Genomic DNA, 14,031 nt, shown 5'->3' on the forward strand with positions numbered 1-14,031 from the left:
AAGATTGTCATCAAAGAAAGCGGTGCAAGTGGCGAAGTTCGTACTTATGAAGTCTTGCTCAAGAAAGACCAAGAAACAAAAGCTGTTACCTTTGAATTAACAGATGTCACTGAGAAAGTTGAAAAAATGACTGTGAACTATAGCCCAGTCTATCAGCCTGTATCAGCACCAGTAGTGGAAAGATCGGAAGAATTAGGTGAAGAACCTGCTTCAGAAGCACCAGCTGTGACAAGCCCAGAAGTTAAAGAAGAAACAGAAGCTCCAGTAGCACCAAAAGAAACAGCACCAGAGGTGGTAACACCAGCGCCGAAAGAAGAGAAGCCAGCGACTCCAGCGACAAAAGTGGAAGAGCCAACAGAATCATCTGAACCAAAAACAGAAGCACCGACAACTCCGGAAAATAAAGAAGAACAACCAGGTGCAACAGAAGCACCGGAACCAGAAGTAACAGAGTCAGAGGTAGCGAAACCAGCTGAACCAAACGCAGAAACTCCAACTCCGAAAGTAGAAGCGCCAACTACTCCAACACCTAAAGAAGATGCAACTGAAGGAAAAATAGAAGCGCCGAAAGTTGAACAACCAGAGGCGTCAGCTGAACCAACAGAACCAGCGCCAGTGGTAGAGGAAGGCACTTCAGGAGAACAAGATCAACCAGCAGAAGAAACCCCAGCACCATCAAAACCAGAAACACCATCTTCAACAGAAGAAGTAGCAAAGGAAGCTGAAGTAACAGAGCCAGAGGCAGCGAAACCAACTGAACCAAAAGTAGAAGCTCCAACAGAATCAACAGAAGCTTCAGGAACTTCAGCAGAAACAACACCTAAAGAAGATGAAACAGAAGGAACTACACCAGGTGCAACAGCAGAAGAAGGAACTTCAGACGTAACTCCAGAGGGAACAGGAGAAGCTTCAGAAACAACACCAGAAGTAACAGAAAAAGAAGCAAAAGCAGAACCAGGAACATCTGCAACTGTGGAATCAGCACCAGCTTCAACAGAATCAGCGGCAAATGGAGCTGAAGGAACAGAAGGAGTAACTCCGAAAGTTGAGGAGACAGCGCCAGCAGGAGAAGAAGGTAACGTCGAAACATCAAATAATCCATCAACAGGTGCTACAACTAGTACTGATTCAGGTGGATCCACTAAGGTAACAGACGCTACTCCTTCAAATGATGAAACTACAGAACAATCAGGAAGTTCAGCTCCGAAAGCAGAAGTTTCAGAAACACCAGTGGTAGAGGGTACAACTTCGGAAAATAAAGAAGAACAACCAGCTCCAAAAGAAGTGGGAACAACAGCAGGAGATGAAGGAAAAGAAGAGAAAGAAGCTGATGAGCAATCAGGGGATTCAACAGAACCATCAACTGTTTCTGAAGGTGGGTCGCCAGCTACACAACCAGCTAGAGAAGAAGGTAAATCTGAAAAAGAACCGAAAGTAGAGGAACAACCATCAGCTCCAGAAGTATCGAATGAGGGAGCAGAATCAACAGAGCCAGATTCAGAGGTTGCCAAACCAGCTGGAGATTCAGTATCATCTACAAGTGAGTCAAATGAGGATGGCAATTCAACTCCTTCAACGTTGACTTCTGATGAAACAGAAGAAGCTGAGCAAAAAACTCCAGAAGTAACGTCAGAAACTTCAACTACTCCATCTGTAGATGCTACAAATGATTCAAGCGATTCAGAGTCATCACATTCAGTAACAGAAGGCAATAAAGAAGAAACAAATTCACAAAATGCTGAAGCCTCAACTGGAGACGGAAACTCAGAATCAACAACATCAACTTCTGATAAAGCAAAAAGAGAAGAAGTAGTAAATGGAACTGAAGAAACAGACGGAGCTAATGTAGAATCTGAACAGAAAGCAGAAACTCCGAAAGTTGAAGAGTCAGAGGCTACAACTTCAGGAAATCAAGGTCAACCAGTAGAAGAATCTTCAGAAACAAAAGAAGCAGAATCAACTCCAGTAACGGACAATGTCCCTTCAAATAATCCATCAACAGACGCTACTCCTTCAAATGATGAAACTACAGAACAACCTGGAATTTCAGCTCCGAAAGCAGAAGATTCGGCTGGAGATACAACAGTTACACAACCAGCTGGAACAGAAACATCGAAAGAAACAGAATCAGCAGCTGCAACGGAGGAAGAAAAAGAGTTGAATACAGCATTAGAGGAAGCTAAGAAAGAAAATTTGACAAATATTGACTCTATTTATGCTGATAAATTAGCTGCGATTGAAAAAGTTGCAGATGAATCTGATAAAACTTCTTTTAAAGCGAAATTAGAAGAGTTGAAAACAAAGGCTATTGCAGAAATCCAAGCAGCGCCAGATGATGAAACTGCATCAGAGATTACAGATAAATATCAGAATGAGATTCTCGCTTTAGAAGTTCCTGGTGAGGAAATTACATCTCCTAACTATAACAAGGATGGCTTATCAAATGGACGTAATGATGGAACTACAATTGATAATGGAAGTACGGTAATAGGGCATGGTTCAGGAGAAGTATCTTCAGGAGTAACGCAACCAGAAGCAGGAACAGAAGCTACACAGCCAGCGACTTCAGCAAACGCAACTACAACAGAAAACTCAGAAACTACTCAGCCAACAACAGAAAATACAAGTTTCAGAAATGCTCCTTCATATCAACCAAGAGCAAGAAGAGTAGCTCGTGCAGCAGGAGAACAAGAGGGTACAGTAAATATTAGTTATAATTTTGCTGGGATGCCAGATATAAATGGTTTTTTCGCTGATCCAGGGGAAAATAATACAGTAAAAATTCCAAACAATGCCACAGAAGAACAAGCTAAACAACTGGTAAAAGCAAAAATAGATGCGAAAATAGCTGATTTGAAAAAACACGGTTACAATGTTAAGAATGAGATAATTTTTGAAGAAAATACGCAAGTGAAAAATTATAACTATATAGTAGTATTTTCAAAAGAAACTCAAGGGACATCAACATTCAGAATTGCACCAAAAGTTCAAGTTAGAGCTAAAAAAGTTGTAAAAAGAGATTTATCTAATAAAACTAAAAAAATAAATATCTACTATAATTTAACAGCTCTTAAAGATATAGCTGGAGCATTAGGTGAAGTAGGAGAAAATAATCTTTTAACTTTACCAGGTAATGCAACTAAAGAAGATATTAAAAAAGCTGTTGTAGAAAAAACAAAAGCACAAATTGAGAAACTGAAAAAACAAGGCTTTACAGTTAAGTCCACAACAGACTTGGATCAAATCGTTGAGGGTGGAGATAGCTATGATTATGTTGTAGAATTCACAAAAGAATCCAAAACACAGCCAGTAGGAACCACAGGTTTCAGAATGGCTCCAGCAGTTCAACCACGCGCTAGTAGAAATCGTAGAAGTCTAGAACAGCCAGCTCCTCAAAAGGTCAAAGTAAATGTATTTTATAACTTTGATAAAATGAAGGATATTGCAGGTTTTCTAGGAGATATCAATGGAACCCCTCTTGAAGTCGCAGCTGGTTCAACTAACGAACAGGTGAAAGAAGCTGTCAAGACTCAAGTTGATGCTATGAAAGATAAACTACGTGAACGTGGCTATACTTTCAAAGAGGACTATGTCTATCAAGCTAATGGGAAAGATTATAACTACGTTGTAACATTTTCAAAAGCAGCTAAATAATTTTCATTCCATAGGGAGTGAAATATGAGCAGAGAGAGCGATAGGCTCTCTTTGTTTTATCTAGTAGCAAGTTTCTTAAAGACAAAATGCCAATAAGAGATTATAATAAATAGAGTAGGTATTTATACTCTTCGAAAATCTCTTCAAACTACGCCAGCTTTACCTTTCCGTAGATATCATAGGTATAGGTAACTGACTTCGTCAGTCTTATCCACAACCTCAAAACCGTGTTTTGAGCTGACTTCATCAGTCTTATCTGCAACCTCAAATAGTGCTTTGAGCAACCTGCGGCTAGCTTCCTAGTTTGCTCTTTGATTTTCATTGAGTATTATTCTAAGAAAAATAAAAAATAGAGAGCAGTTAAAGTATGAAAATTTTAATTGTAGAAGATGAAGAGATGATTCGTGAGGGGATCAGTGATTATTTGACGGATTGTGGTTATGAAACCATTGAGGTTGCAGATGGGCAAGAAGCCTTAGAAAAATTTTCCAGCTATGAAGTAGCCTTGGTTTTACTGGATATCCAGATGCCCAAGCTCAATGGTCTAGAAGTGCTAGCAGAGATTCGCAAAACCAGCCAAGTCCCTGTCTTGATGCTGACAGCCTTTCAGGATGAAGAATACAAGATGAGTGCCTTTGCTTCGCTAGCAGATGGCTATCTGGAAAAGCCCTTCTCCCTCTCCCTCTTAAAAGTGAGGGTGGATGCGATTTTCAAGCGCTATTATGATACGGGAAGAATCTTTTCTTACAAGGATGCCAAGGTGGACTTTGAAAGCTACAGTGCAAGCCTCGCAGGTGAGGAAGTAGCTATCAATGCCAAAGAGTTAGAAATTCTTGATTATTTGGTGAAAAATGAAGGAAGAGCCTTGACTCGTTCTCAGATTATCGATGCAGTCTGGAAGGCGACAGATGAGGTTCCCTTTGACCGAGTCATTGATGTTTATATCAAGGAACTGCGGAAAAAGCTAGACCTGGACTGCATCCTCACTGTGCGCAATGTTGGTTATAAATTGGAGCGAAAATGAAACGAACAGGTTTATTTACAAAGATATTTATCTATACCTTCTCGATTTTTAGTGTTCTAGTCGTCTGTCTCCATTTAGCCATTTATTTTCTTTTTCCTTCGACTTATCTGAGCCATCGTCAGGAAACCATTGGCCAGAAAGCGACAGCCATTGCTCAGTCCCTAGAAGGGAAGGATAGGCAGAGTATCGAGCAAGTGTTAGAGCTGTATTCCCAGACTAGTGAGATTAAGGGGGCGGTCAAGGGTGAGATGACCGAGGACAAGTTAGAAGTCAAGGACAATCTTCCTCTGGACACAGACCGCCAGACCACCTCTCTCTTTATCGAGGAGCGTGAGGTGAAAACGCAGGACGGTGGTACCATGACTCTCCAGTTTTTAGCGTCCATGGATTTGCAAAAGGAAGCAGAGCAAATCAGTCTCCAGTTTCTTCCCTATACCTTGTTGGCATCATTTCTGATTTCACTTTTGGTAGCCTATATCTATGCTCGGACTATCGTTGCCCCGATTTTGGAAATCAAGCGGGTGACCCGACGGATGATGGATTTGGATGCCCAAGTGCGATTGCGCGTGGATTCGAAGGATGAGATTGGTGATCTCAAGGAACAAATCAATAGCCTCTACCAGCATCTTTTGACTGTCATTGCGGACTTGCATGACAAGAATGAAGCTATTCTCCAGCTGGAAAAGATGAAGGTCGAATTCCTACGAGGGGCTTCTCATGAGTTGAAAACACCGCTGGCTAGTTTGAAAATCCTGATCGAAAACATGAAAGAAAATGTCGGTCGTTATAAGGATAGAGACCACTATCTTGGAGTTGCCTTGGGGATTGTGGATGAGCTCAATCACCACGTTCTCCAGATACTTTCTCTCTCGTCTGTGCAAGAATTGCGAGATGATAGGGAACAAATTGACTTATACCAGATGACGCAAAGTCTGGTTAAGGATTATGCCTTACTAGCCAAGGAAAGAGAGCTCCAGATAGACAATAGTTTGACTCATCAGCAGGTTTATCTAAACCCATCAGTTATGAAGTTGATTCTGTCTAACCTCATCAGTAATGCTATTAAACACTCTGTTCCAGGCGGCTTGGTTGGCATTGGAGAAAGAGAAGGGGAATTCTTTATAGAAAATAGCTGCAGTCCAGAAGAACAAGAAAAACTAACCCAATCTTTTTCTGACAATGCTAGTCGCAAGGCCAAGGGGTCTGGGATGGGGCTCTTTGTGGTCAAGAGTCTATTGGAACATGAAAAATTACCCTATCGTTTCGAGATGGCGGAGAATCGTTTAACCTTCTACATAGCTTTTCCAAAAGTCGCCCAAGACTAGGGATAGAAAGGGTTTACATAGATGGAGCTAGAAGAAATTCAATCGAAACTGCGGGAAAAACTAGATTTTTTTGTCAAAAAGTGATAAAATGAACAATGTAAATGGGAAGTCCCATAAAAATATACAGGAGGCCTGATAAAATGGCAATCGTTTCAGCAGAAAAATTTGTCCAAGCAGCTCGTGACAACGGTTATGCAGTTGGTGGATTTAACACAAACAACCTTGAGTGGACTCAAGCTATCTTGCGCGCAGCAGAAGCTAAAAAAGCTCCAGTTTTGATCCAAACTTCAATGGGTGCTGCTAAATACATGGGTGGTTACAAAGTTGCTCGCAACTTGATCGCTAACCTTGTTGAATCAATGGGTATCACTGTACCAGTAGCTATCCACCTTGACCACGGTCACTACGAAGATGCACTTGAGTGTATCCGAGTTGGTTATACTTCAGTTATGTTTGATGGTTCACACCTTCCAGTTGAAGAAAACCTTGAAAAAGCTCGTAAAGTTGTAGAATTTGCTCATGCAAATGGTGTATCAGTGGAAGCTGAAGTTGGTACTATCGGTGGTGAAGAAGACGGAATCATCGGTGATGGTGAATTGGCTCCAATCGAAGACGCTAAAGCAATGGTTGAAACTGGTATCGACTTCTTGGCAGCTGGTATCGGTAACATCCACGGTCCTTACCCAGAAAACTGGAAAGGTCTTCACCTTGATCACTTGCAAAAATTGACTGAAGCTGTTCCAGGATTCCCAATCGTATTGCACGGTGGTTCAGGTATTCCTGATGAGCAAATCCAAGAGGCTATCAAACTTGGTGTTGCGAAAGTTAACGTTAACACTGAATGCCAAATCGCATTCGCTAACGCAACTCGTAAATTTGCTCGTGACTACGAAGCAAACGAAGCAGAATACGACAAGAAAAAACTCTTCGACCCACGTAAATTCTTGGCTGACGGTGTAAAAGCTATCCAAGCATCAGTTGAAGAACGTATCGACGTATTCGGTTCAGAAGGTAAAGCATAATCTAGCTGAATAATACAGATGAAACCTACCCATTGGGTGGGTTTTTTGGTGTTTCAAGCTACTCGTTTTAGTATAGTAAACTGAAACTAGACTAGCACAATGCTGCTTCTATAGCGTTTTGAAACTGGAATAGGATGCCATGACTGCTAAAAGATTTCTGTAAATTCATTTGATTTTCCTAATCAATTTGTTCGTATCCTATTTCATTCCACTATAAAATATTCTTATCAATTGATTTGAATGCCAAAATTCCATCGCTCCGGTCTTATTTCATTTGGCTATAAAAAACTCTCCTGGGAAATTTCAGGAGAGTATGAGTGGTTATTTGAACTTGAATCCTTCGTAAATAAGCTCTGCTTTTGGATTTTGTTTCTTAATCTGTTTGGCAAGTGACTTCATCATAGAAAGAGGACCACACATATAGACGGTTGCCTGTTCGGGTACTTCTTTTTGTTCAAAATTAAGATAGCCGTTTTTTGTACTGTCGACTAGATGGAGTTCAAAATTAGGATTTTTCTGAGCATAGTCACGGAGTAAATCTAGATAAACTGCATTTTCACCTCCACGGAAGCTATAGTAGAAGTGAACCTGTTTATCTAAAATAGGATGTTCACGGATGTAAGAGATGAAGGGGGTGATCCCAATACCCCCAGCAATCCAAACCTGATTTCCTCGTCCTTCTTCTATAATCATGTGCCCGTAAGCTCTGTCTACGCTTACTTTGCTGCCGACTTGAAGATTGTCATAGATATTCTTGGTATGGTCGCCTGAATTTTTAACAGTAAAGTAAAGAGTTTGACCATGACCTCCTGAGATAGAAAAGGGATGTGGAGCACTTTCAAAGCCTTCTTGGAAAATCTTCAGAAAGGCAAATTGTCCTGATTGATAGTTGAAAGGTCTGCTAAGATGGATTTGAATTTCTCTAGTATCGTGATTTAAGTGTTTGAGATTGGTGATTTTCCCTAGATAGGGGAAACCAATCTTTTGATATAGAAAAATGATATAAAAACCAGCTAGCAAGCCTAAAAGGGCATAGCTACCAACAAGAAAACTTAGAAGATTAAATGTAAGGAGGCGATTGCCCATCATCATATAGACATGAAAGAGTCCGAAAATATAAGCTAGATAAACCAGACGGTGAATCCATCGCCAAGCTTCGTATTGGATGTATTTGCCTAAATAGGCGACCAGGATGATACTGACAAAGATATAGATTGCAAGATTGCCAAACTGAGCAGCTAATCGAGAGCCCCACAAACCGCCCATACTGAAGTTATGAAAGATGAGTAGGATGATGGAGAGAAAGGCTGTGAATTTATGGACAGTATAGACCTTCTCTAAACCGTGAAACCAGTGGGAGACGAGTGGCTAGGATAAAAGTCAGAGATAGGCTTGTTAAAGCTAGTCCTGGAATCATGAATTGGGGAGAAGTGTTCATCCAAGTCAAAATAGTCAAGACAAAACTAGCTATGATAAAGAGTAGTCCTTTGAGTGATTTCATAGAAAATTCCATTTCATTAAGATTTTGATTTGTTGTAAACAAATTTGTTACATTTTATCATAGAAAAAGTATGGTGTCAAATTGAGGTCTATAAATATCTACTCTCATCAAAAAACTCTCCAATTGAACTGGAGAGCTGTTTTTTTTTATTCTGCAGCTTGTTGCCAACGTTTTGCTAGCATATGAGACAGGCTAGAAATGGCTAGGTTAAAGCTGAAGTAGATGAGGGCAATCAGGATATACAGACTGAAGACTTGCTCTGGTTCGAAATAACGGCCCATGAGAATTTGGCTGGCTCCAAAGAGTTCTTGTAGGGCGATAACAGAGTAGAGAAGGCTGGTATCCTTAATCACGGTAACAAACTGAGAAATGATGGCTGGCAGCATTTTACGAATGGCTTGTGGGAGAATGATGTGGTAGAGGATTTGTGCAGAAGTAAATCCTTGTGACATTCCTGCTTCGTACTGTCCCTTGTCTACGGCATTGAGACCACCTCGGATAATCTCAGCCAAGGCTGCTGATGTAAAGAGGGTAAAGGCAGTGATTCCTGCTGGTGTGGATTTCATCTTGAAAACTAAAAAGATAGTGAAAATCCAGAGGAGGTTGGGAACGTTACGTACAAACTCGATATAAATGCTGGAGATGATACGTAAGACAGGATTTTTCCCATTTCTCATGACGGCTAGCACCGTTCCGATAAGGGTAGAGAGGACGATGGCAATCAGAGAAATATAGAGGGTCAAGCCAAATCCTTTAAAGATAAAGACTAGGTTATCTGGGGTCAAAACTTCTAAAATGGATTCCATAGTAACCTCCTAAAGTGAATAGGCTTTTTTGTTGGCTTGCTCCATCTTGCGACCAAACTGGGCAACAGGAAAGCATAGAGAGAAGTAGAGCAGGGCAGCGCCTAAAAAGGCTGGAATGTAGTTTCCGTTAAGTGCTGACCAAGACTTGGTCACAAACATCAAGTCGACTCCAGAAATGATAGCGACTGTGGAGGTATTTTTGATGAGGTTGACGATTTGGTTGGTCAAAGGAGGGAGAATGATACGAAAGGCCTGAGGCAAGATAATCAAGCGCATGGCGCTGATATAGGTAAAACCTTGCGACAAGGCGGCCTCCATCTGACCGCTAGGAATAGACTGAATACCTGAGCGAATCACCTCAGCGATATAGGCGCCGTGATAGAGACCCACGCAGAGAACGGCTGTCCAATAAATTGGAATCATGATGATATGGTCACTGATAAGAGGTAGGCCATAAAAAACGATAACAAACTGCACCAAGAGGGGAGTATTTTGGTAAAATTCGACAAAGATGCGAGCTAAAATTCTCAATATTGGACGCTTGCTGGTTGACATGGCTCCAAAGAAGATGCCCAAAACCATGGCTAGGATAAAAGATCCGATAGCTAGTGCAAGAGTGAAGAGGAAACCATTGAAAAATTGTCCAAAATCCTGAAAATAGGCTGTCCAAGATGATAAATCTGTCATGGGGTATCCTCCTTAATCTGCAGTATGGCTAGATGGTTTGAGCTTGTAACGGTCATAAAGTTTCTGCAAACTACCATCCTTGCTCCATTTAGTAACCAAGTTATCAAGATAGTCGTTGAGTTCGGTATTTGATTTCTTGGTAACGATACCGTAGTCAGATGGCTTGAAACTATCATCTAGTAGCACTGTGCGCTTGCTGATGTAGCCAGACAGAATCGAGCGGTCAACGGAAAAGGCATCGATACGATGAGCGTGCAGGGAAGTAATCAATTCTGGGTAGGAACCAAGTTCGACGAATTTAAACTTCAGACCTTTCTTTTTACCCAGTTCAGTAATCAGGCGTTGGGTGATGGAACCTTGGGCGACTCCGATGGTTTTGCCGTTTAGGTCCTCAATCTTTTTGATTTTGGCAGATTTATTGACCAAAAATCCAGATGCGTCCGTGTAGTAGGGACTGGTAAAGTTGTAGAGTTTTTTGCGTTCGTCTGTAATGGTGAAGGTTGCGATATCCATATCGACCTGTTCATTGTCTAGAAGGGGTCCACGAGTTTGCGCTGTAACAGGCACATAACGAACCTTGACCTTGAGCTCATCAGCTACCATCTTGGCCAAGTCCGTTTCGATACCAGAAAAGGTCCCTGTCTTGGGATCCTTGTAACCGAAATTGGGAACGTCTTGTTTCACACCAACAACTAGCTCGCCTCTCTTTTGAATGTCTGCGACAGTGGTATCAGCCTGAACTGGTTTTGTAGCAGCAAGGCCGAAAAGGCTAATCAATAATGCGGATAAAAAGAATTTCTTTTTCATAGGCGCCTCCTTATTTGACTTTGTCACTTTCGTGGTTGATGATTTTACTGAGAAATTGTTGGGCACGAGGTTCGCTTGGATTATCGAAAAAGTCATCAACATCTGTAGTATCCACCAAAACTTCTCCGTCAGCCATAAAGATGATGCGGTCCGCAACTTCACGGGCAAAGCCCATTTCATGGGTAACGACAATCATATTCATACCATCGTGGGCCAATTTTTGCATAACTGCTAGAACATCGCCGATGGTTTCAGGGTCAAGAGCAGATGTTGGCTCATCAAAGAGAAGGAGCTCTGGATGCATAGCGAGTCCACGTGCAATGGCAATCCGTTGCTTTTGTCCACCAGATAGCATGGCTGGATATGAATCTTTCTTGTCCCACATATTTACAAATTCCAGATATTTTTGAGCTGTTTTTTCAGCTTCTTTTTTATCAATTCCTAGAACTTTTATGGGTGCAAGTGTTACGTTTTCTAACACTGTTTTGTGAGGGTAGAGGTTAAAATGCTGGAAAACCATGCCGACTTCCTTACGTAGAGGTACCAAATCTTTCTGGTTGGCACCAGCAACTTGGTGACCATTTACTAGAAGGCTTCCTTTGTCAACAGCCTCCAAACCATTGATGGTGCGGATAAGAGTGGATTTCCCAGAACCAGATGGTCCGAGTAGGACAACGACTTGTCCTTTTTCAAAACGGAGATTGATGTCGCGGAGTGCGTGGTAGTCTCCGTAATATTTTTCGACGTGTTCAAATTCTACTAAAGCCATAAGGAATCTCCTTTGTGTTAGATTTTATAACATGATTCTACACCAAAAGATTTGTCTTGTCAAATCATATCTGAAAAAATTCACTAAAATTTTATAAAAAAGCAATCTGGATAGAGAAAACGTCTAAATCATGTTATAATGAAGCAATAGAATTCTTAGAAAGAGTGGATGTCTTTTTGATAACACCTACTTATGAATGGCAGTTTGCCCCGCAGGTAGAAGATGCGGATTTTACAAAAATAGCCAAGAAGGCTGGACTGGGTCCTGATGTGGCTCGGTTATTATTTGAAAGAGGAATTCAGGACCAAGAAAGTCTGAAGAAGTTTTTAGAACCTTCCTTGGAGGACTTGCACGACCCTTATCTACTCCATGATATGGATAAGGCAGTGGAACGGATTCGTCAGGCCATTGAAGAAGGGGAAAATATCCTCGTTTACGGTGATTATGATGCGGATGGCATGACTTCGGCTTCGATTGTGAAGGAAAGTTTGGAACAGCTTGGCGCCGAATGCCGTGTTTACTTGCCTAATCGTTTTACCGATGGCTATGGACCTAATGCAAGTGTCTATAAATACTTTATCGAGCAAGAAGGGATTTCCTTGATTGTGACGGTGGATAATGGGGTTGCTGGTCATGAGGCTATTGAATTGGCCCAGTCTATGGGAGTGGATGTCATTGTCACAGATCACCATTCCATGCCTGAAACCTTACCAGATGCCTATGCTATTGTCCATCCTGAACATCCGGATGCGAACTATCCTTTCAAATATTTGGCTGGTTGTGGAGTTGCTTTCAAGCTGGCTTGTGCCCTTTTAGAAGAAGTACAAGTGGAATTGCTTGATTTGGTCGCTATTGGTACCATTGCTGATATGGTTAGTTTGACAGATGAGAACCGTATCTTGGTTCAGTATGGTCTGGAAATGTTGGGACACACTCAGCGTATTGGTCTACAAGAAATGCTAGACATGGCTGGGATTGCTGCCAACGAAGTAACAGAAGAAACGGTTGGTTTCCAGATTGCTCCTCGTTTGAATGCCTTGGGTCGCTTGGACGATCCCAATCCTGCCATTGATTTGCTGACTGGGTTTGATGATGAGGAAGCGCACGAGATTGCCCTTATGATTCACCAGAAAAATGAAGAGCGCAAGGAAATCGTTCAGTCTATCTATGAAGAAGCTAAGACCATGGTGGACCCTGAGAAGAAGGTCCAAGTCTTGGCTAAGGAAGGTTGGAATCCTGGGGTTCTAGGAATCGTGGCTGGTCGTTTGTTGGAAGAACTAGGGCAGACAGTTATCGTTCTCAATATAGAAGACGGTCGTGCCAAGGGCAGTGCTCGTAGTGTGGAAGCGGTCGATATTTTTGAGGCTCTGGATCCTCATCGAGACCTCTTCATCGCCTTTGGTGGCCATGCTGGTGCAGCAGGGATGACGCTGGAAGTGGAGAAACTCTCAGATTTATCTCAGGTTTTGGAAGATTATGTCCGTGAAAAAGGTGCAGATGCTACTGGCAAGAACAAGTTAAACCTAGATGAAGAGTTGGATTTGGAGGCTTTGAGTCTTGAAACAGTCAAGAACTTTGAACGTTTAGCTCCTTTTGGCATGGATAATCAGAAACCTGTCTTTTATATCAAGGATTTTCAGGTCGAAAGTGCCCGTACCATGGGGGCAGGCAATGCCCATCTCAAACTGAAAATTTCTAAGGGTGAGGCTAGTTTTGAAGTGGTGGCCTTTGGCCAAGGTAGATGGGCAACAGAATTTGCTCAAACCAAGAATCTAGAGCTGGCAGTCAAATTGTCTGTCAACCAATGGAATGGTCAAACTGCCCTCCAGTTGATGATGGTGGATGCGCGTGTGGAGGGTGTTCAACTTTTTAATATCCGTGGGAAGAATGCAGTCTTGCCAGAGGGAGTTCCAGTCTTGGATTTTGCTGGAGAATTGCCAGATATAGCGACTAGTGAAGCTGTTGTCGTAAAAACCATTCCTGAGGATATTACCCTGCTGAAGACCATTTTTCAGGAACAGAATTTCTCTGCTGTCTATTTCAAAAATGATATTGACAAGGCCTACTATCTAACAGGCTATGGGACCAGAGAACAGTTTGCAAAATTGTACAAGACTATCTACCAGTTTCCTGAGTTTGATATTCGCTATAAACTGAAGGATTTGGCAGCTTATCTTAATATTCAACAAATCTTGCTGGTCAAGATGATTCAAGTATTTGAAGAGCTAGACTTTGTGACGATCAAAGATGGGGTTATGACAGTCAATAAAGAAGCGCCAAAGAGAGAAATCGGAGAAAGTCAGATTTACCAAAATCTCAAACAAACCGTCAAAGACCAAGAAATGATGGCGCTGGGTACCGTGCAAGAAATTTATGACTTTTTAATGGAAAAAGAGTAGATCATAGGAAAGAGTTGGGAAACCAGCTCTTTTTTGA

General features: G+C 41.7%; 9 protein-coding genes and 1 pseudogene. 5 read left to right on the top strand and 5 right to left on the bottom strand.

Annotation, left to right across the window (positions count from 1 at the left end):
* The 4 genes from HT725_RS10335 to HT725_RS09630 all read left to right on the top strand — a co-directional run.
* Positions 1-3,654, top strand: a 3,654-nt coding sequence (locus tag HT725_RS10335; RefSeq protein WP_240149624.1) for a hypothetical protein, incomplete at its 5' end; no start/stop codon positions are given.
* Positions 3,655-4,021: 367 nt separating this feature from the next.
* Positions 4,022-4,678 carry a response regulator transcription factor VncR gene (gene vncR / locus HT725_RS09620; RefSeq protein ID WP_173253501.1) on the top strand — a complete coding sequence of 219 codons (657 nt, stop codon included), beginning with the start codon at positions 4,022-4,024 and terminating at the stop codon, positions 4,676-4,678.
* Positions 4,675-6,003 (top strand): sensor histidine kinase VncS, encoded by a 1,329-nt coding sequence (gene vncS / locus HT725_RS09625; protein ID WP_173253502.1) that lies wholly within the window; start codon positions 4,675-4,677, stop codon positions 6,001-6,003. The genes vncR and vncS overlap by 4 nt, the downstream gene beginning before the upstream one ends.
* A 140-nt stretch (positions 6,004-6,143) precedes the next feature.
* Positions 6,144-7,025, top strand: a complete 882-nt coding sequence (locus HT725_RS09630) for a class II fructose-bisphosphate aldolase (RefSeq protein ID WP_033684898.1) — start codon at positions 6,144-6,146, stop codon at positions 7,023-7,025.
* 321 nt (positions 7,026-7,346) lie between these two features.
* Here HT725_RS09630 and HT725_RS09635 read toward each other — a convergent pair.
* The 5 genes and pseudogenes from HT725_RS09635 to HT725_RS09655 all read right to left on the bottom strand — a co-directional run bounded on the left by HT725_RS09635 (position 7,347) and on the right by HT725_RS09655 (position 11,595).
* A pseudogene (locus HT725_RS09635) lies at positions 7,347-8,526 on the bottom strand (oxidoreductase).
* A gap of 146 nt (positions 8,527-8,672) precedes the next feature.
* A complete protein-coding gene (locus HT725_RS09640) occupies positions 8,673-9,332 on the bottom strand; it encodes an amino acid ABC transporter permease (RefSeq protein WP_000443889.1) in 660 nt (219 codons plus the stop codon).
* 9 nt (positions 9,333-9,341) lie between these two features.
* Positions 9,342-10,019: an amino acid ABC transporter permease gene (locus HT725_RS09645; RefSeq protein WP_000131137.1), complete on the bottom strand. Its 678-nt coding sequence runs from the start codon at positions 10,017-10,019 to the stop codon at positions 9,342-9,344.
* A 12-nt stretch (positions 10,020-10,031) separates the two neighbouring features.
* Positions 10,032-10,826 (bottom strand): transporter substrate-binding domain-containing protein, encoded by a 795-nt coding sequence (locus HT725_RS09650; RefSeq protein WP_173253503.1) that lies wholly within the window; start codon positions 10,824-10,826, stop codon positions 10,032-10,034.
* A gap of 10 nt (positions 10,827-10,836) precedes the next feature.
* Complete coding sequence (locus HT725_RS09655) at positions 10,837-11,595, bottom strand: amino acid ABC transporter ATP-binding protein (RefSeq protein WP_061439634.1); 759 nt, start codon at positions 11,593-11,595, stop codon at positions 10,837-10,839.
* Positions 11,596-11,771: 176 nt separating this feature from the next.
* Between HT725_RS09655 and recJ the strand changes: the two genes are divergently transcribed.
* Positions 11,772-13,994, top strand: a complete 2,223-nt coding sequence (gene recJ / locus HT725_RS09660) for a single-stranded-DNA-specific exonuclease RecJ (RefSeq protein WP_173253504.1) — start codon at positions 11,772-11,774, stop codon at positions 13,992-13,994.
* Positions 13,995-14,031: the final 37 nt, after the last annotated feature.

Source organism: Streptococcus sp. 2579, from assembly GCF_013277195.1.
Classification (GTDB): Bacteria; Bacillota; Bacilli; order Lactobacillales; family Streptococcaceae; genus Streptococcus.

Excerpts from the sequence above, each read along its gene's own strand:
- HT725_RS09640 (WP_000443889.1), bottom strand. The coding sequence starts at position 9,332 with ATGGAATCCATTTTAGAAGTTTTGACCCCAGATAACCTAGTCTTTATC.
- HT725_RS09655 (WP_061439634.1), bottom strand. The coding sequence starts at position 11,595 with ATGGCTTTAGTAGAATTTGAACACGTCGAAAAATATTACGGAGACTAC.
- vncR (WP_173253501.1), top strand. The coding sequence starts at position 4,022 with ATGAAAATTTTAATTGTAGAAGATGAAGAGATGATTCGTGAGGGGATC.
- HT725_RS09645 (WP_000131137.1), bottom strand. The coding sequence starts at position 10,019 with ATGACAGATTTATCATCTTGGACAGCCTATTTTCAGGATTTTGGACAA.
- vncS (WP_173253502.1), top strand. The coding sequence starts at position 4,675 with ATGAAACGAACAGGTTTATTTACAAAGATATTTATCTATACCTTCTCG.
- HT725_RS09630 (WP_033684898.1), top strand. The coding sequence starts at position 6,144 with ATGGCAATCGTTTCAGCAGAAAAATTTGTCCAAGCAGCTCGTGACAAC.
- HT725_RS09650 (WP_173253503.1), bottom strand. The coding sequence starts at position 10,826 with ATGAAAAAGAAATTCTTTTTATCCGCATTATTGATTAGCCTTTTCGGC.